Here is a 20,557-nt window from a genome sequence, read left to right as displayed (position 1 = left end):
GTTAATTGTCACCCTTTTTTCATCAGGTTTACTGCCATTTGGCCAATATTTCCAGCCCCCTGCATCAGAATCACATCGCCGTCCTTAATAGATGCATCCAGCTTTTCTTTCAGAGACTGTTCAGTAACCATGGTCACTCTTCTGTCTTTATCCCTGATTCCTTTGGCTAATCCCTCACTGGAAATACCTGGAATTGCTTTCTCACCGGCGGCATAGATATCAAATAAAAACAGCTCGTCAGAAAGACTTAAAACATCTATAAATTGATTATATAAAGATTGTGTTCGTGTATAACGGTGCGGTTGAAATACATGCACCAACCGTTTATCTGGCCAAACACGTCTGAACGCATCGATAGTCGATAATATTTCTTGTGGATGATGTCCATAATCATCAACGACTATAGCTGATCCGTGTTCAAACTGTCTTTCACCCAGCATTTGAAATCGTCGTCCTACACCCTGAAATTTTTTCAGACCACGAATAATGGAATCATCATCGACACCCAGCTCTGTTGCAATTGCAATCGCAGCCAGGGCATTCAAAACATTATGACGACCAGGATACTGGAACTCAATCGATAATTGCGAATAAGGTGCAGGTCTAATCACTGTGAACTGGCTGAGCATTTCATTTTGTGTCCAATTTACAGCGCGATAATGAGCGTCCTCTTTAAATCCATAAGTTAGAGTAGGTCTTTGGATTGCCGGGAGAATTTTTTGAATTTCTTCGTCTTCAATACACACCACAGCCAAACCATAAAAAGGTAAATGGTGTAAGAACTCAAGAAAGGTGGTTCTTAATTTATCAAAATCATCCTCATAGGTATCCATATGATCAGCATCGATGTTGGTAACCACCGCCATCATAGGTTTTAAAAATAAAAATGAAGCGTCGCTTTCATCTGCCTCAACTACAAAATAAGCTGATTTACCCAGTTGCGCGTTGCTGCCACAGCTGTTTAATTTTCCACCAATAACAAAACTGGGATCGAGTCCCCCTTCAGCAAGCAGGCTACTGACCAGACTTGTAGTCGTAGTTTTACCGTGAGTACCCGCAATAGCGATCCCATGTCTGAATCGCATTAACTCAGCCAGCATTGCTGCTCTTGGAATCACGGGAATCATTAATTCACGTGCGGCAATAATTTCCGGATTGTTCATATCAACGGCCGAAGAACGCACGACAACATCAGCACCTTGAATATTCTCAACTCTATGGCCTATATGAACCTGAATACCCAGTGATTTTAAACGCTGTACCGTGCTGCTTTCACCAATATCAGAACCCGTGATACGATAACCTTGATTATGCAACACTTCTGCAATACCGCACATGCCAACGCCACCAATACCAACAAAATGAATTTGTTCTACACGCCCCATCCTTGTAGATAAAAATGGTCCTGAATTATTCACAATTCCCCCTTATGCCGTTTGCGTTCTCAATCCAAGAGACTGCCAACGATTTTCATGGTCTATACGCAATAACAATGCGACAACCACACAATTAATCACCATACTGGCACCGCCATAACTAAGTAATGGCAGAGTTAACCCTTTTGTAGGCAACAAACCCGCATTTACCCCCATATTGATTGCAGCCTGCAAGGCCAACCAAAAAGTCAGACCGTATGCCGTAAATGAAGCAAAAAGGCGATCTTGTACATGAGCTGTATATGCGATATTTAGTCCCCTAAATACAAGTATACTATACAATAGCATTACTACTAAAATTCCAAACAAACCTAATTCTTCAGCAAGTACAGCAAATAAAAAATCTGTGTGTGCTTCGGGTAAATACATCAACTTTTGAATGCTTTCCCCCAGACCTGAACCAAACCAGCCGCCACGACCAAACGCGATCAACGACTGGGTGAGCTGATATCCGCTGTTATATTGATCAGCCCATGGATCCAGAAAGGCTGTTAACCTGGCGACACGATAAGGTGATGAAATGGCAAGAAGCGCTAGAGCACCGATCACGACTATCATTAAACCAATATAATACCTTAATTTCACTCCCGCCAGGAAAAGCATGGCCATTACCGTACCTGAGATAACAACAGTAGCTCCAAAATCCGGTTCAAGCAGTAATAAGAATGAAACAACGCCCAGAATCATCATTGGCTTGATAAAGCCGAAAATACTTTCACTGACTGCTTCCTGCTGCCGTACCAAATACCCGGCCAGATAAAAAATCATGGTTAATTTTGCCATTTCCGACACTTGAATGCCTATTGGTCCAAAGGCAAGCCAACGTCTGCTCCCATTCACGGTTCTACCGATCCCCGGAACCAATACTACAAGCAACATGACCAAACAGATGATCAGCATGGGCATGCTTATTTTTTCCCAAAAACTGCTGTCAGTACGCACCACAACCAAAGCCAGCATCAGGCCAAAAAATAAATAACAGGCCTGACGAATTAAAAAATGAAACGGTTGATGGAAGTATTTTGTCGAGATCATCACCGAGCTGGAAGCGACCATCATCAAGCCAATAATCAACAAACCAAAAACAGCGCCAATCAGCCACTTATCATAAAGTGATATCGGTTTACTTATTGGTTTACCTCTTTGATTTAAATGTCTCGGTCGCATTCTGCCTACAATCCATTTACGGAGGAAGCAAATACATCCCCCCTATGATTAAAGTCACGAAACATATCCAGACTCGCGCAGGCTGGCGATAACAAAACAACATCGCCCGGTTTTGCACAGGTTTTTGCCAAAACCACAGCATTATCAAGCGATGACGCACGAACTACAGGCACAACATGAGCAAGTGCGGCCTCCATTTTGTCAGCATCCTCACCAATGAGCACTATAGAACGAACGAAATCCGCAATCGGTTTTGTCAAATCGCTAAAATCAGCGCCTTTCCCTTGCCCTCCCGCGATAAGAACAATTTTTCCTTGCATAGCCCCCCCTATTCCATTAATGGCAGAGATTGTTGCACCTACATTTGTTCCTTTTGAATCGTTTATCCACTCTACACCATCCAGAGATCTCACCCATTGACAGCGATGAGGTAATCCTGCAAATGTTTTTAAAACATGAAGAATATGGTGTTCTGGAACTCCGGCTGCTTCAGCCAGAGCACATGCTGCAAGCGCATTGAGCCAATTATGTACTCCTTTGATCAATAAGGAGTCTACAGACAAGAGACATTCACTGCCTTTTGCCAGATAAATGGTTTCATCTTTGGAAATTAAACCCCAATTCCCCTGGGTAGGAACATCACTACCAAAAGTTACAAGACGTATACCTGGATTCGATGTTTCATTGGGGATAGTCACCCCATCTTGACGATTTACGATGGCTGCTTGAGCCCGATGATAAATACGTTGTTTGGCCTGTATATAGGCTTCCATAGTATGATGTCTGTCTAAATGATCAGGAGTTACGTTAAGAATCGTTGCCGCGACAGGAGATAAAGAATAAGTCAGATCCAGCTGAAAACTGGATAACTCCAGAACCCATAAATCATACTGATGCTCATCATCCAGCATATCCAGTACGGGTGTACCAATGTTACCTGCGACAGCAACACGAAACCCAGCAGCCTTCGCCATATCGCCTACAAGGGTGGTCACAGTAGACTTGCCATTTGTTCCTGTAATCGCTATTACTGGTGTATTAATCTCTTTAGCCAAACATTCAATATCGCCATAAACGGCTACACCTGACTGTATCGCCTGTTTTATAAAAGGTGTATCAAGCGATAATCCAGGACTGGTAATAATATCCGTTAATTGGCTTAATTGTTGATCGGGTAGCGATTGAAGATAAACAGGAATATGAGGAAATTCTGCTTTAAATTCAGCCAGACCAGGTGCCTCTTTTCGAGTATCAAACACTATAAAGGATTTATTCTTCCTATGCAGATACCGTGCTATCGATAATCCTGTTTTGCCTAAGCCTGCGACTAAATATAAAGAATGATTCATGAATGCACCTTGCCTATCGTAGTTTTAATGTAGCCAAACCGCATAACACAAATACAACAGTAATAATCCAAAATCTGACTATGACTTTAGGTTCTGACCAACCTTTTAATTCAAAATGGTGATGTAACGGAGCCATGCGAAACAATCGTTTACCGTGAGACATTTTAAAATACCCCACTTGCAAAATAACCGAGATTGTTTCAATAACAAATAATCCACCCATTATTAATAACACAAGTTCCTGTCTTACGACTACAGCCACTATTCCCAATGCTGCGCCTAAAGCCAGTGAACCTACATCTCCCATGAATACCTGCGCAGGATAACTGTTATACCAAAGGAATCCTAAACCTGCTCCGACAATTGACGAGCAAAAAATGGTTAACTCACCTGTATTGGGTACAAACGGGATAGCCAAATAATTGGAATACACCGAATTACTGGAAGCGTATGCAAAAACACCCAAGGCGCCCGCTACCATAACTATAGGCATAATTGCCAATCCATCCAATCCATCCGTTAAATTTACTGCATTGCTACTACCTACAATAACAAAATAAGCAAGAATTGGAAATAAAATACCCAGATCCCAGGTTACTGTTTTAAAAAATGGTAAAATCAATTGGGTGTTCACTGGCAAATTGGCATTCATATATAAATAAAGTACTGCAATCAGCGCAATAACGGACTGCCAAAAGTACTTCCAGCGACCTGGAAGACCTTTACTGTTTTTTAATACCAGCTTTCGATAATCATCAACCCAACCAACGACACCATTACCCAGAGTAACCAACAGTACCAACCACAAACTGGATTGTCTTAAATCACACCAGAGCAAACAGCTGACTGTAACAGCCAATAATATTAATACGCCCCCCATAGTGGGCGTGCCTGCTTTAGATAAATGCGATTGAGGGCCATCATTACGTACCATTTGGCCAATCTGCAATCCACGCAACCAGTTAATCATCAAGGGACCGCACAATAGACCGACCATTAATGCCGTTAAGGAGGCTAATATGGATCTGAATGTCAGGTATTGAAAAACTCTTAACGCATGATACTGTCCTTGGAATAGCTGCGTTAGCCAATAGAGCATAATTTTTCCTCATGTTAATAATTAGGGCTGTGCTTTTTTACACTACTGACAAACACAAACCCTGAGTGGGGCAAAAAGCGACCAAGCATATCACATTCAAATCGAATCAATTAAGCAGTTTATGCACAATTTTTTCCATAGCGCTAGAGCGGGATCCTTTTACTAATACAGTTGTATTATCTGAAAGCTCCTCGAGCAAACTTTGAACCAATTCTTCCTGGCTGGAAAAATGTTGTCCTTTGTCGCCAAATGCCTGTGAGGCTAACAGACTATGTGTTCCACAACTCAACAATTGATCAATTCCTAATTGGTTTGCAGCTAATCCAACTTCCTGATGGTGTTGTGTCGCCCAATCACCTAATTCACCCATGTCTCCAAATACAAAAATCCTTTTTCCTGGCCGCATTGCCAATACTTCCAAAGCAGTTAACACGGAGCGTAAATTTGCATTATAAGTATCATCAATAATCGTTGATTTATTTTTCCCGGGTAACACGGTCATTCGCCCTTTTACCCCACTGAACTGGTTTAAACCTTTTTGAATGTCCTGAATTGAAATACCAACAGCATAACAACAGGTTGCAGCCGCCAAAGCATTCTTGACATTATGTAGACCAGGAACCTGTAATTCAATATCAGTCCTGGCGTTAGGCAATACTAAAGAAAAATGACCTCGTCCATGTGTGTCCAAACGCACATCCTGCGCATAAACATCTGCTGAATGAGTGGCTGAAAATCTTAATATTCTCTTATCAACAATCAAACTATCCCAGAAATGGGAATATGCGTCATCATCATTGATAACAACAGTTCCATGAGCTGCAACACCTTGATGTATCTCTCCTTTAGCACGGGCAACACCATCAATAGAACCAAATCCCTCAACGTGAGCCGGAGCAATATTATTAATCAAAGTTACATCAGGATGAACAATTGCCACAGTATGAGCAATTTCTCCAGGATGATTTGCCCCCAATTCAAAAACAGCGTACCGATGTTGATGATTTAACTGCAACACACTCAAAGGAGCGCCAATATGATTATTTAAGTTACCTTTAGTTGCATGTGAAGGAGGAGGTAAAATAGCGGCTATCATTTCTTTTACTGTAGTTTTTCCATTTGAACCAGTTAATGCAATGACTGGACAATGAATTTTTTGTCGATGTGCTTCCGCAATTTTGGCCAGAGCCAAAACAGGATCATCTACGACAAACTGAGGTATCTGCACACCGGGGATAGCTCGGTTAACCACCGCAGCGATAGCTCCCTTTGCTTCAACTTCCTTGATGAAGTCATGCCCATCAAATTGTTCTCCTTTAATGGCAACAAACAGATTTCCTGGCTTAATGGTGCGGCTATCGATACAAACACCAGTAACTTCAGTGTTTATCGGACAGGTTTGAGAAAGCAATGACGCAATAGTATTTAGATTCATGGTATCAACATAAGGCTAAAAGTCTAGTGTACTAACACTCGCGCTAAGAGTTCAAGATGAATCGTGATCAGAAATTCTCAGAATGTAATGAACATCATTAATTTACAGAATTTCCACCACGTATTAATGCTGAAATTGAGAAGAACGTTCAGGCTAAATCCATGGCACATAATGGACTGATTCACAACGACCTGCAAATTACTCAGGCCGTTGCACAATCTCTTTCTAATTGATCTATTTTCAACATTCTGTAATAACGGGCAACACGCTCTTCAGTCAATGGTTTTCGTTGATCATCAAGTAAATGAGCATCCAGGCCTTCACTTAATTGTCGTGCTGTCTCTAGCATTATTGCAAAACGCTCTGCGTCGATACTTGGATTTTTAGAAGTTTGCATGAACAGGCATAAACCACGCACACTAAATGCACCTATATTCTGTAGATCAAAAACCCCTGTAGAGGTAGCTGCTGCCAGGCTGCAAATCACCGGTCCCTGACCATTTGCACTTTGATGGCGATGAAATAAATGTCCTTCACCAAAACGTAATCCCGCTGCGAGAACTGTTTGTAATAACTCATATCCAGCGAATTGTCTGTTTTCTTTTGCCAATAAAAACATCATTAGGGTTGCAGGAGTATGTGCTTTTGATTCTTCCGCCACGAGATCCACTCTGATTTCTTCCTGAGGAATCAATTGAGGCTGAGAAGGTCTGGAAGCTGGATTTTTTAATATGTGCGATTCCGGTTCGTCTTCGTGAGTCAAATCAAGCGAAACGTCTTTATTTACTTTTCGCACCGCAATAATATCATCATTATAAGGTTGTGCATCATAAGGACTATTCACTACAGGACCTAACGACGGTTGATACTGCTCTGGATTTAAACTCTGCTTTCTCGCTTTCATTAAGCGTCCAATGGCTACTATAACGCCAATTAACAACAGGACATTAAGAATTAAGCTCCAATTTGCCTGCATGATTTACTCCATAGTCAAAGCGTTTTTCACGTCTACCGCAACCAAACGCGACACCCCAGGCTCACGCATAGTCACCCCAATTAAATGATCTGCCAATTCCATAGTTACCTTATTATGTGTAATAAACAAGAATTGTACGAATTGTGACATCTCTTTCACTAAATCGCAAAATCGCCCCACATTTACGTCATCTAATGGTGCATCCACTTCATCTAACATACAAAATGGTGAAGGATTCAGCTGAAAAATCGCAAACACCAATGCAACAGCAGTCATCGCTTTCTCGCCACCGGATAACAAATGAATCGTACTGTTTCGTTTTCCTGGTGGTTGAGCCATTACGATTATGCCCGCTTCCAACAGATTATCACAAGTTAATTCAAGCTGCGCCCTTCCACCTCCAAATAATCGAGGAAAAAGAGCTTTAAAAGAAGTATTCACCTCATCAAAAGTATTTTCAAGACGTAAACGCGTTTCTTTATCCATTTTTTCAATGGCCGTTTCCAAAGTAGCCAAAGCCTGACTTAAATCGTCATGTTGCTCATCCAGATAAAGTTTTCTCTGCTGCTCGGTAGCAAACTCTTCGATCGCAGCCAGATTAATTGCTCCGAGCCGTTTAATCCGCTCAGTAATAGCAATTAACTCATCTTCACGCATACTTTGAGTCGTTCCGGAGGGAATTTGCTCCAATAGAGTCTGAGCCTGTAAACCTAACTCATCAAGCGACTCCTGAACCGAACTGGCACGAACAGATAGAGCCTGTTCATCCATTCGGGTTTGTCCTATGACATCCTGTATCCGTTTTACCTCCAGATCATGATTGATTGTTAATTTTTCCAGAGCTTCCAATTCCATTCTGATGTGTGCCAAACGCTCCCGGCTTGAAGTTAATTGCGATTCGACCTCACCATGTTTCATTAAATACTCAGCCAATTGTTCTTGCAATACGGCATCGGGTTCTGCTGATTGCAAACAAAGCATGGCTAAATGTTCCAATCGTTCCTGCAAAACATCAAGACGCTCTTGTTCTCGATTGATGCGATCTGTAACCTGTTGAATTTTTGTAATTTCTCTATCGTATTCCAATTCGGTCTGATGCAGAATTCTGCGCAACTCATCAACAAGCTTGTTCTGTTCGGTCACGGAATCCAGCCAGGCTTGTTTTTCTTCGATAACCTGAAGTTGTTGTTGCTCCGCTTCTTTATATTGATTTTCCAAACGATTTAATTGTTCGTTTAGTTCTAATTGTTCTGCTGCCAAATCTTCAACTAAGGCCAGTAACTCATCATTTTCCGCAGCAATATTGGCCATAAGTCGTTCAGCATGTTGTATCGCCTGTTCGTTTCCTGTTAATGCAGAGATATTTAATCTTAAGGCTTCATTGCTGGCATTCAGATTTAACTGATAAATTTCCAGATAATTTAAACTCTGTTGTAACTGTGCATGACTCTGATCGCGAAGCAACCGAATGGATTCAATTTTTTGCTGTAATTCTTCAACAATTAATGTCAGCTCAGCAATCCTTTGCTGTCGAGCAAGCAGCCCCATGTCATCCTGCTCCCCAGGATTGACCAGCTTGACCCAACCTTTCCCTAGCCAAAATCCATTCACGGTCACTACAGACTCATGATCCAACAAATCCGGCAACCAATTTCTCGCTTCATCCAAATGCTGGGCAGTATAAATATGCTGCAGATTATTGAGTGTGGCCGGAACCGTTCCTTTAATTTTATCAGACAGTCGTGGATGTGTGCTTTGATTACCCGGTGCAGCGTTCAGGGTTACGATACTTTCTCCCAAACTGGCACACTCCGACCACTGAGGCCATACTTCCTCAAAATCCTCTAAAACATAAGCGTGCAAAGCTTCTCCCAATACCATTTCGCAAACGGATTGCCATTGGGGTTCAACCTGGAGAATATCCATTAATCTGGATTTATCTGCCCACGCCTTAATGCCTTCCTTATTCGTCCTATTGGCTTGTCTTGCTGCTTTTTGCGTCGCAATTAAAGCAGCATGCTCACTATTTAAACGATGAAATTCATCCTGCAATTGATGCAATTGCTGTTCTGTTTCCTGCAGCTGAATACGGTGTTGATTGATTAGTTCATTACCCAATCTTAATTGGTCTTCATCAAACAATTGAGTTTCTTTCAATTTTATTTGTTTCTGTTCCAAATCGAGTTTACTTTCCTGCAAGTTCTCAAGGGAAATTGAATTGCGTTCTGAATCCAGCTTTTCCAGTCTGATCTGGGTTTGATGACGTCTTTGTTCTAAATGCTGCAAATTGATTTGTGTTACCTTCAATTCACTTTTTATAGTATTAGTATGTGTTTGTACTTCCTGCCAACGAAGTTCCCATTGCTTTTGCTGCTGTTGGGCATTCTGCCGTTGCATGTCCTTTTCTTTAAATTCACTCTTCAGTCGGTGTAAATCAATCTCGAGATTCTGTGCGCTTTGCTGGCAATTAAGTAATTCTTCCTTATCTCGTTTTATTTGGCCTTCAGCAATTTGCCAATCCTCCTGCATTTGTTGTCGGTCCTGTTCAAGACGTTTTTTATCTCGCTCTTTCTGCTGTATGGTTTCTTCGAGACGAGCTATCTCTGTACCTAATTGGTAAAAGGTTTCCTGAATCTGTTGTGATTGTTCCGTTGCATCATGTAATTGTTCATTTAACAGAGTTCGTTCTTTATTTGATCCGGTTAACACACTTTGCTGTTCTTCATAACGGACGGCCCAATCATGCAATTCACGTTGTTTTATTAACTGTTGCTCAGTTAATTCATGCCATCTGAGCGCCAGTATTTCAGCCCGGCATAATTGTTCTTCTTCTTTAAGCACAGTATAACGCTCAGCTGATTTAGCCTGACGTTCCAAACGTTGTAATTGTTTATCCAGTTCTTCTCTGATGTCCGCGACTCGCGTCAAATTCTCACGCGTATGTTCTATACGCTGCAAGGTTTCGCGCCGTCGTTCTTTATATTTTGATACGCCTGCCGCTTCTTCAAGAAAGGCTCTTAACTCTTCAGGTTTTGCCTCAATCAATCGAGAAATTGTTCCCTGACCGATAATCGAATATCCTTTTGCGCCAGCTCCAGTACCCAGAAAAATATCGGTAATATCCTTCCGTCGGCATCTGCTGCCATTTAAATAATAAGATGAATCACCATCACGGGTTACAATCCGCTTTACAGCAATCTCTCCATAACTGGCAAATGGTCCTGTTAAACGCCCCAGGCTGTTATCAAAAACCAACTCGACGGAAGCCTGACCTACAGATTTACGATTAGACGATCCATTGAAAATAACATCGATCATGGATTCACCACGCAAATTTTTTGCTGAACTCTCTCCCATGACCCAACGTACCGCATCGATTATATTAGATTTTCCACAGCCATTAGGACCCACTACTGCCACAAGCTGGCTGGGAAAATGAACTACAGTAGGGTCTACAAAAGATTTAAAACCAGCTAATTTTAGTTGCTTCAAATGCATGGTGATTGCAAAAATAATAAATTATTGACCATTATAACTTAGGATGGAGAGTATGACTATTTTAGAACCGATGGAATGACAATAATTGCCACAACGAAAGTCAACATGAGCAATTGACAAACAGTATTATCATTATATAATGCACCATTCTGTAAATTTATGGATGGACAATGAAACAACAGTTCAATGTATTGCCAAAATTATTAATTACCCTATGTCTTACCCTGTTGATTTCAACACCTCTATGTTCAGAGCCCCCTAATCTGAGTCTGGTCAGAAAAGAAATAATAAATTACTACGACACAGGCCTCTATTACAAAGATCTGGAAAACAAAATAAAGCAAGCGCAACAATACATTATTGACCAGGCTAAAATTCATAAACACGATAAATCATCCAAAAAGCTGGCGCTGGTTCTTGATATTGATGAAACCAGTCTGTCCAATTATGACAAAATGGTTAAACGTAATTTTGTTGGCACCAAAGAAGAGATACATCAAGAAATTATGGCTGCAAATGCTGTTGTAATAAAACCGATGTTAGATCTGTATAACACTGCCTTAAAACACAATATTAAAGTATTTTTCGTAACCGGTCGTCATGAATCGGAGCGTGATGCCACAAGAAAGAATCTTATTAACGCAGGTTATAAAAAATGGTCAGGTCTCTATCTGCGTCCCAATAATTACCCATACCCTTCAATCATCCCTTTTAAATCAAAGGCAAGAGAAACAATAACAAATCAAGGGTATACGATTATTGCGTCTATTGGTGATCAATTCAGTGATATTCGTGGTGGCTACGCAGAGAAGGGATTTAAATTACCTAATCCATTCTATTATCTGCCTTGATTTAAGAAGTCGCTGTTTCGACAGTTTTAATCCCCCTCTCCCCCACGATACGCGTAGTGGAGAGGGGAACGAGTTAGAGAAATCTGCAAAAACGCCAGTCATCCCGCGAAAATTCCACAGAGATGTGATTAAGAGACAGTCCTTAACGGAAGGTCTATTATTCTAACTGACTTGCACTCTATGCCGTTTTACCTTTCAAACGAACTGCCATTACTTCCAAAGCAAGGAACTTGACGTAATCATAAGTAACGTAATAATCGCCTTGATCTCCTGCTAATTTGGACCAGGAGTTACGCAAAGTAAACACACCACGATTCACATGACCTTCATTATCAGTTACTTCCAGATCATCATCATATCCAGTGATAACGAGTTCGTGACCAGCATAAATGTTTCCATTCATTGCATCCATCACAATTTCAGGAGTCAACATCCAGGTGTCGTTGTAAGCACGGTTAGTACCAACAGCTCCTGCATCGCCCACATAGACATCTAACAACATGCCAACAGTCAGACGATTGCCTTTAGCCAGTTCTTCTTTAATTTGAAAAACAATCTCATTCATATCTGCTTTAGCAGAAAATGCTTCTTCGTCCTGTAATAACGCTTCCCAACTGATTACATTGGACACAGGAATACTATGGGATAGAAACTCACTATCAGACATTGGCTTGCCTTCATTGTTTTCTTCTTGCAGTGGATAGTCTCTAACGCCCGCACAACCGTTAAGTTTTTGATAATTTTTGCTAATAATGCCGTAATCAGAAATTTGCTGCAGAACCCATGATCCATAAGAACCATTCCAACCACTGGCTTGAGCCTTATCATGAATAGCTAAATAACTGCCTAATTCAAGACTGCATAATTGACTGATATAGTCACCGGCACCCAAAGTAGCATCCAGTGCCGCAGTGACTGCGAATGTCACACAGCTGCCATGATATCCTTGATCCAGAACTGGAGTTAATTGCATCCCTACATTTACTTTTCTGGGTAATTCAGACGCAAAAGAAGCCGTAGATACAGCATTTTTGGGATATTGAGATAATTGATCATGCAAATAAGATTTGGCATTCGCGGATAATTCATACTGTGGAAGTTTGAATTTCAGAGTTTTAGAAACACCGCTAAGATTTTTAGGAGTGATATTAACTTCAACCTCTCCTTTGAGATTCACCTGACTGGCAAAAGCCAATGAAGTAGATAACGACAAAACAGCTAAATTAATCAATTTATTCATAAATTATATCCCTATAGTTAACTCTCTAGCATCATATCAAGAGCAAAACTAAATGCAACCAATTATAGGAAGGCAAGCTCCACAGAATAATTAAAAATCAGAGGGAAACCCAACCTGGCGATCCTCAATTTTGACTGTATTAGCGTGTGATTACGAGCTAAACTTATCAATACATTCAAGATTCACATACGCTATGTACCTTTAAAACAAAACATTCTGAAATCCTCTACTTGTGGTACAATATTGCCCACTATTGATTTTTATTAGACATCGGTAACGAAGAGAATTATGCCCAATACCCTACAAATTATTAATCCAACTCTCGAAAAAAATATGAATCTCACGGTTGAATTGATGCGCTCAATTCATGGAGAAAATCCGGGACATTTAATTCCTTACGAAGTCTATATCCTGCCCAATATCGATGGCGAACCCATAAAATACGTCTTAACGCATGGTGTGATACAATTTGTTGCTGATCCATTGATGCTCTCTGATGCTCCCCCGATACGACTTGATGTGATTGAACTTACTTTTGAATCAAAAGGTCATTACGGTTGTATTCTCCCGGTCATTCAATCCATTATTTTTAACAACGGACAACCTGTTTTTGATACTACGGGTAACTATGTTGTTAAACTTATTTTTTTCGATCCTGAAGAACCAACAGATAAAGCAGACAAGCCAAATTATTCCATTCGAGCGGCTTATAGAGAACACTATTTAGCCAGTAATATGCCGCGGTTAGGTGCTTATTACCGTTTGGTACACGGTTCATCATCGTCTTATCTTCACATGAATCGCGCGCCCGGTTTACCTCTCCAGTCTTATTTTAATAAACTGGATGCTGAATCATTTTTAAAACTGGCCTGCGCATTACTGGAACAAGTACCGCAACAAATGCAAGAAATAATCCGCTCCGGGAAACATGCAGGCAAGCGTATTGTTCACCGTGATCTGAAACCGCAAAACATCCTGGCTGAATACAAGGATCACAATTGGATTATTACCGTCATCGACATGGGATTAGCTAAGGCATTACCAGGGGAGCACTACACAACAGAACGTCCCAGAGGTAACTTGATGGTATTAGATCGCCTCATGTTTAAAGCAATACAAAACCATCAACCAATCACCTATTCTTCTCAAACGGATTTGTATGCACTTTATATGATAATATTTACCCTCGCTGGCGCAAGCTACAGATATAACCTTAAAAGTATTTCAGCTTTAGCCAAAGATATTGAACACCCCAATTTTCATGGATTATTCTACTCCATGATTCTGGATGCGCCTATTCGAACAAAACTACAGGAACTATTTGAACGGATACTAGGTTCAAATTCTGATGAAATGCCTTCATTGGACGAAGTATTAACCAGTTTTCAAGAAGCACTTTTAGCTCATCAATCCAAAGCAGTACACGACGTTTGTGAATTACATCCTGCTTCACTGCCTCCCGTTACCGCTGAAATGTTAAAAAGCAGTTTGGAAGAAAATCTGGATTATACTATCGGTGAGCAAGTGTTCTTGGGAAATAAACCTACCGCAACACTAATGTCCTGGATATCCAGACACCATGCACTTCTAGCCAGGGCTTCAGCAGAGGAGCTGGAACGATTTAAATCCTTATTAACTATTCCAGATCACATAAAAATTAGCAGTCACTATATTTTGAATCTTCTACGATTCAATTTAATTGATGAGTGCGATGATAATGCCTGTGTCCGTTTAATATCCCGACATCATGAATGTCTAAAACCAGTTAAAAAATCACTGTCTCACAATAAGCATAAGCTGCCCGCAGAATGGTTTACTTTATTTACACATATTCTTAATGAATTCCCACTTCAACTCACTATCGAACAGGAGCAGTTTTGTATTAAGTTCAGCAAGTTAATCAAAAATACGGCAATAATTTTAAATTTGAACCTTGAACCCACTATTTCTCCAATCATTCAAACACTAAAAGCAACTCTTGATTCGTGTTTCGTCATGGAACCTGCGGAGCGAGGCAAAAAATTATCTGTTTGGGTTGAACAGGTTAACGCGCAATTTCATTGTTTAGAGCAAATCGCCGAGATTCTTAGTAAATACAAAACAACGAGACATTGGAATGACCAATGGCAAAAAAAAACAGAAGAGTGGATTCACTATTTCAATGAACACCAGCTTAGTGAAGCAGGAACAAGGGATCTCTCCCCATATTTTGCAGCACGAAGTACTTTAGCAACTCAATTAGCCAGGATTTCTGAAAATCAACTACACCTTAGATCCCTGTTCGTACAATACCCATCATTAAAACAATCCCCTTACAGTATGGACGCCCTCAATGAATCGATTCGAACACTGCGCATTCAAGACGATCATGACGTTTCCCATCTTATTCAAAAAACACATATACTATTCCTTTTATTTAATTTACACGTGGTTTTTTCAAACAGCGATCATCCGCTAAAACAACATAACGATATTTATGAGCACTGTTTCAATCAGTTCAAAGCACAAATCGAGCACTATTCTATTTTGGATGAGTTTCTTTTAAAGAACTTATTCATTTATTTATGTGCCATAGAAAAGCTGCTGCATTTTATTGATAGACTTCATCGATATGGAACCTATCAAGTAATTGAACAGGTGTTAACTCACTTAATGACTGATCAAAAACTAATAGGAGATCTTAATAAACTACTGCTTAAAGGTATTAATTTAGTCCATTTAAAAAAATTAAATTTTGGATTAGAAACACTTTTATCACAACCGAAACAAGACCATTTGAATCAAAGATTATTTACTGAAATTGCACAATATTATGCGTCTCCTGAAAATTATCGACCATACTCTCCACCAGTTGCAGCTTCAAGTTCTTCTTTTGGTATGTTCCCGATTCAAAAAATAGCTGATTATTCAATCTCAGCTATTGAATTGCAATTATAAAAATAGGGTGACAACAGATCACGAGCAAGTTTCTTTGTGTTCAGATATAATGACATCTCAAACTACAATAGGGTGTACTAAAATGCGTAATTTCCTTTCATGTTTATTAATTGCATTACTGTCTTTTGGTCTGGTCATTAATGAAGCGTCTGCAAAACGCTTTGGCGGCGGAAGAAGTTTTGGTGTGCAACGGTCACAAAGCAGCCTGTTTTCATCACATAAACCACAAAATACTGCATCAATGGGACAAAAAACCAATAGAAGCAAATGGGGTGGTATGTTAGGTGGACTTTTGGTTGGTGGACTTTTGGCCAGTCTGTTCATGGGTAATGGTCTGGCGAATGGGTTAATGACCTGGTTAATTCTTGGTTCAGTGATCTTTTTTGCAGTAAGTTATTTACGCAGAAGAATGCAGCCAGGACTTCAATCCTCCCAATCGAATGCATTCAGACACAATTCATTTAATCAATTTGCTCAACCTAATTCAGACAGCAGCAGTAGTAACAGCACTCATTTCAGCTCTAATGCAGTCGACTTTGTTTCAGAAAGCTTTTTACGTAATGCCAAAGTGAATTTTATACGTCTTCAAGCTGCATACGACACAAAAAATCTCCAGGATATTCAAACCTTTACGACTCCTGAAGTCTTCGCTGAAATTAAAATGCAGATTGATGAGCGCGGTGATGAGCCCAATAAAACTGAAGTTATAAATTTGAATGCTGAATTACTGGATGTATCCAAACAAACACTGTCTACTATTGCCAGTGTTCGGTTTACTGGATCAATAAAAGAAAACGATGAAGCAATCGCGCCTCTTGACGAAATCTGGCATTTTTATCAATTTACCAACAGCAAAGAATGGGTGGTTGGCGGAATCCAGCAAGAAGTGTATCAACCTTAATCAAACTCAGTATTAATACTTGCATAAAGGATACAGCACTGTTAAACCCTGAACAGTGCTGGTCTTGATACGGTAAGCTCAGTTTATGGCGTTGCTTGCTTTATCCATCCTTCTATTTCGTCCAGTTGTTTTGAAGAATCTGTTTGATGTACATAAAAGAAGGATCTATTAAACGCCAGGTTGATCCCCCCTTTTACAATAAGACCCAATCCCGCAGTAATAATCCCAATTGCCAGATTGATCAAAAATTCAGACCAACCTCTGTGCACATCCAGTATTTTATGCGCTTCCTTGATATGACGATCGCAATTCGCTTTAAAAATCGAATAAGTTTCCGTTGTGGGATTGGCAAAATACACATCTCCATCTGTTTTTAAAGCCTGATGAAGTTTTAGTACCGCGTTATAAGCTTCATTCAGAGCATGGAATGTCCCCTTATGCTGTATTTGATCTACTCTATCTCGACGTAATTTAAAATCACTTCCTTTATTGAGGAGCAATTTAAGTTGCTTATTAAAGCTTCTTTCTTGCGGCGATTTTTCTCGAGTCGTAGTTCTATTCCTTTGTTGATCACCTTTATTCTCAATGGGTTTCTTCACTTTTGATTCTTCGTGCCCTGTGACCAAAAGATCTTCAGAGTGATTTTGCAATTGCTGTTGATCAGCCAATTTCTGCAGACGTTGTTCTTCTTCAATTTGTTTTTGGATGCGCAGCTGTTCTTCTGCAAGCTTTTGCAGACGTTGTTCTTCAACCTTCTTTTGTTGAAGATGTTGATCAAGCAGAAGTTGATTGGGATTTTTGAACTCAATACCTTTGCTTGATAGTTGAATGCTCTCATTGGGCTTAAATACTGTAATTACAGGATTAGAATCAGGACCATGAACCTTGGCAGTAATAAAATGTACGTCCTTTGCGGCCATCCCTACTCGTTCATTAAATGTGATTTTATTATCAATGATTACATTTGCCCCAAAACGAATGAATGGTTGATCGGTAGCTAATATTGTTGTGCTTATTCCTTGCTTTGCGAACTCACGCACTAATTTATGAGCAAAACTAGTACCATTCCGGTGACTGTCTAAAGCGCCATAACAAATACAGAGCAAAATAGTTACGCTGTTACCACTTTTTAGTCCAGACTCCATTGCTGAACTGACTATATCGTGTGGACTACGTTCTATTTTTTCATCATCCGGTCGGGTCTCTTGCTGAAAGTCAATGTTGATGTAGGTTCCACTCACTGCATTACCCACTTGACTGCCATGCCCAGTTACAACTATTAATCCATTATCACCAATATGATCCTTTAATTTATTATTTGCTTCTTCGCGATTTTCCTGTGATCGTAAAACTGCAAATGGAGCGTTTGAAACCGCTGCCATTGCAAATCCTGTATGCCCATCGCCTGATTTTTGTAAACCCGGATTTTGCTGTGCATGACTCTGTACTTCCTTCGCTGTTAACGCGATTTTTTTCTTATCCAGGCTTTGTGTACTCAGTACAACAATTGTTCCATTATGAGCAAGTTCATTTGAAAGCTTGAACTGATTCCAACGGATTTCATCAGCCGATCTCATTCTATTGTGTAGCTCATCCCAGGCGCGCTCAAAATAACGACTTAACGAACCTGTTTCAGTAAAGTTCTTATTTTCATAATTGTATAATTTAAATTCCTCACCATCTAAATCAGGTGGTAAAACTAATATATGGGTAAAACTTTGTCTGTCTTCACTGGGAATATCAAAAGCAAAATATCCTGGGATGCTTGATTTGCGAAATATAAACGGTACGGATTTATTATTTTTTAAATACTCAATTGCCTGCGCACGATTCAAATCGTATTGAAAAACAGATGAAGGAATATTCAGTTTTAATTTATTAAGTTCACGTTCCAAACGTCTTTTAGCAGCTTCTTGGGGCATATCAACAACCAAAACAATATGTTCAGATCAAACGATTATTGTACCATAATTACACACATTTTAAACTAATTATTTATTTTTATTACTAGGTAAGGTGCTTACATAACACAAAAGAGGAGTATTTAGGACTGTATCTATTATTAACAATATGGATTATCAAAATGGTTAAATAGTGAACCACATACAGAGATAAAGCCACAACAACTAGTTTGTACCAAGTATTACACCAGGAATTAATGACCATCAGACAGGCATCAGTACAGTGAAATGAATTATTACATTAAGGCCCTATACACAATTCGTTGCCCCCCTACTTTAATTCATATTCCAAATTAATATCTCTTTAATCACCACCATTTATGATGTTTGCAAAACAATTGTTGTTTTTGTTTTTAAATTAATCAAAAATGGAGTCAAATAAATGTCAAATTTGCAGTGTATTATTGATGAAATGAAAATTCATTTTTCAAGATTATATCCAAAACCCAACTTCACCCCATATGAAGTAGCTCTTATGCAAGAGGCGTCAGCAAAATGGAGAGCTCCTTTCGGGAATATCGGATTTTCTGGACGAGATGCAATCATGCTTTCGTTTTTTAGAAGCCCGGAATTTAAGAGAATATGTGTATCACCTGGATTAATACAAAAAATCATTGCCGCAGAAAATCATCTGGGCGAACTTCATTCATCCATCTATCCAAGGATAGACAGTGAAGGAATTTCTGTAACTTTTGGCTCCATTCTAAAATTTGGCTTACCAATGGCTGGTAGTACTGACTATTTACGTTTAGGAACTGAAAACGCTGATTATGGTATACATATTGCCGATCCTAACGCAGGTAGCAAGAGATTAGCATTGGCAAATGATAGAGAACGAAGATTTCTAGAAAATACATTGCCCGGTTTGCAAGCAATAGCGGAAGTATTGGGGCTAAGTGCTCGTTTTGCTCAAACCCCATCTGAGCCAGTCTGGAAAGCGAGTTTTGGTGCACGATGGCACGCAATCAAAAATTATTTATTATCATTAAATGATATACAACGAGGCGAAGTAATCCATGTGCCCAATTACGCAAACACCTCAATGATTGATCAAGCTCATTGGTGGATGACAGGTACATTGGGATGTACAGACAGCCCCAATAAGGTTGCAGTCAATACATTTTTTCGAGAACAAAAACACGCTTGGGATTGTTATTCAGGCGCTATACAGACTCATTATCCAGTATATAGCGCAATTCCAAATCAATACAGAACTCTGGATGCTTTGATAGATCACTTTTTAGATAATCACCTTTTGTTAGACGAATGGTTTGGTCACATGATGACAGATCGAGCCCATCTTGAGTCATTAGTATTCGCAGAATACCCTGAATATCTATTTGGTGACGGTTCTCACTATAAAATGCGTGACATTATTGAAGCGATGTGTAGAAAAGTTCAATCAGCCCCAGAAACCTATCCAGCGGCGTCGCAACAATTAAATTTACGTTTAGGGCGTGTAGAAGACCATTTGGCAAAATTGTATTCCTATAACCCAGGAGTTTTGATAAGACCTGAGCCAAAGTTTGAACCAAGGGTTGAGGCAAGATTTGAACCCAGATTTGAGCACAGAGTTGAGCCCAAAGTTGAGCCCAGAATTGAGCCAAGAGTTGAGCCCAAAGTTGAACCCAAAGTTGAACCCAAAGTTGAACCCAAAGTTGAACCCAAAGTTGAACCCAAAGTTGAACCCAAAGTTGAACCCAAAGT

At 39.9% G+C, this 20,557-nt stretch carries 13 protein-coding genes; 4 read left to right on the top strand and 9 right to left on the bottom strand.

The window, feature by feature from the left end; translation table 11 throughout:
- Positions 1–8: 8 nt before the first annotated feature.
- From murC to smc, 7 genes are all read right to left on the bottom strand, one after another.
- On the bottom strand, positions 9–1,418 hold the full coding sequence (gene murC / locus IZU94_RS11300; protein ID WP_203110702.1) for a UDP-N-acetylmuramate--L-alanine ligase: 1,410 nt from the start codon (positions 1,416–1,418) through the stop codon (positions 9–11).
- A gap of 9 nt (positions 1,419–1,427) precedes the next feature.
- Positions 1,428–2,603, bottom strand: a complete 1,176-nt coding sequence (gene ftsW / locus IZU94_RS11295; RefSeq protein WP_203110700.1) for a putative lipid II flippase FtsW — start codon at positions 2,601–2,603, stop codon at positions 1,428–1,430.
- A 5-nt stretch (positions 2,604–2,608) separates the two neighbouring features.
- On the bottom strand, positions 2,609–3,952 hold the full coding sequence (gene murD, locus IZU94_RS11290; protein WP_203110698.1) for a UDP-N-acetylmuramoyl-L-alanine--D-glutamate ligase: 1,344 nt from the start codon (positions 3,950–3,952) through the stop codon (positions 2,609–2,611).
- Positions 3,953–3,965: 13 nt separating this feature from the next.
- Complete coding sequence (gene mraY, locus IZU94_RS11285; protein ID WP_203110696.1) at positions 3,966–5,051, bottom strand: phospho-N-acetylmuramoyl-pentapeptide-transferase; 1,086 nt, start codon at positions 5,049–5,051, stop codon at positions 3,966–3,968.
- 106 nt (positions 5,052–5,157) lie between these two features.
- Entirely contained in the window at positions 5,158–6,486 is a 1,329-nt protein-coding gene (locus IZU94_RS11280; protein WP_203110694.1) for a UDP-N-acetylmuramoyl-tripeptide--D-alanyl-D-alanine ligase, read from the bottom strand.
- A gap of 202 nt (positions 6,487–6,688) precedes the next feature.
- Positions 6,689–7,462 (bottom strand): cell division protein ZipA C-terminal FtsZ-binding domain-containing protein, encoded by a 774-nt coding sequence (locus IZU94_RS11275; RefSeq protein ID WP_203110692.1) that lies wholly within the window; start codon positions 7,460–7,462, stop codon positions 6,689–6,691.
- A gap of 3 nt (positions 7,463–7,465) precedes the next feature.
- Positions 7,466–10,960, bottom strand: coding sequence for a chromosome segregation protein SMC (gene smc, locus IZU94_RS11270; RefSeq protein WP_203110690.1), 3,495 nt, complete (start codon positions 10,958–10,960; stop codon positions 7,466–7,468).
- Positions 10,961–11,130: 170 nt separating this feature from the next.
- Here smc and IZU94_RS11265 point away from each other — a divergent pair, with 170 nt between their 5' ends.
- A complete protein-coding gene (locus tag IZU94_RS11265; RefSeq protein WP_203110688.1) occupies positions 11,131–11,811 on the top strand; it encodes an HAD family acid phosphatase in 681 nt (226 codons plus the stop codon).
- A 178-nt stretch (positions 11,812–11,989) separates the two neighbouring features.
- Here the strand turns inward: IZU94_RS11265 and IZU94_RS11260 are convergent, their stop codons facing one another.
- Positions 11,990–13,051: a C1 family peptidase gene (locus IZU94_RS11260; RefSeq protein WP_203110686.1), complete on the bottom strand. Its 1,062-nt coding sequence runs from the start codon at positions 13,049–13,051 to the stop codon at positions 11,990–11,992.
- A gap of 288 nt (positions 13,052–13,339) precedes the next feature.
- Between IZU94_RS11260 and IZU94_RS11255 the strand changes: the two genes are divergently transcribed.
- Entirely contained in the window at positions 13,340–15,988 is a 2,649-nt protein-coding gene (locus IZU94_RS11255) for a protein kinase domain-containing protein (protein WP_203110684.1), read from the top strand.
- A gap of 82 nt (positions 15,989–16,070) precedes the next feature.
- Entirely contained in the window at positions 16,071–16,889 is an 819-nt protein-coding gene (locus IZU94_RS11250) for a Tim44 domain-containing protein (RefSeq protein ID WP_203110682.1), read from the top strand.
- 83 nt (positions 16,890–16,972) lie between these two features.
- Here the strand turns inward: IZU94_RS11250 and IZU94_RS11245 are convergent, their stop codons facing one another.
- Complete coding sequence (locus IZU94_RS11245) at positions 16,973–18,811, bottom strand: hypothetical protein (RefSeq protein ID WP_203110680.1); 1,839 nt, start codon at positions 18,809–18,811, stop codon at positions 16,973–16,975.
- A gap of 421 nt (positions 18,812–19,232) precedes the next feature.
- On the opposite strand from IZU94_RS11245, the gene IZU94_RS11240 reads away from it, so the two are divergent.
- The coding region (locus IZU94_RS11240) for a procyclic acidic repetitive family protein (protein WP_203110678.1) at positions 19,233–20,557 on the top strand (1,325 nt) is incomplete at its 3' end.

This window comes from Legionella bononiensis, from assembly GCF_016786215.1.
Classification (GTDB): Bacteria; Pseudomonadota; Gammaproteobacteria; order Legionellales; family Legionellaceae; genus Legionella; species Legionella bononiensis.
Note: the sequence above shows the minus strand (reverse complement) of the source record. Positions and strands in the feature narration are given on the sequence as shown.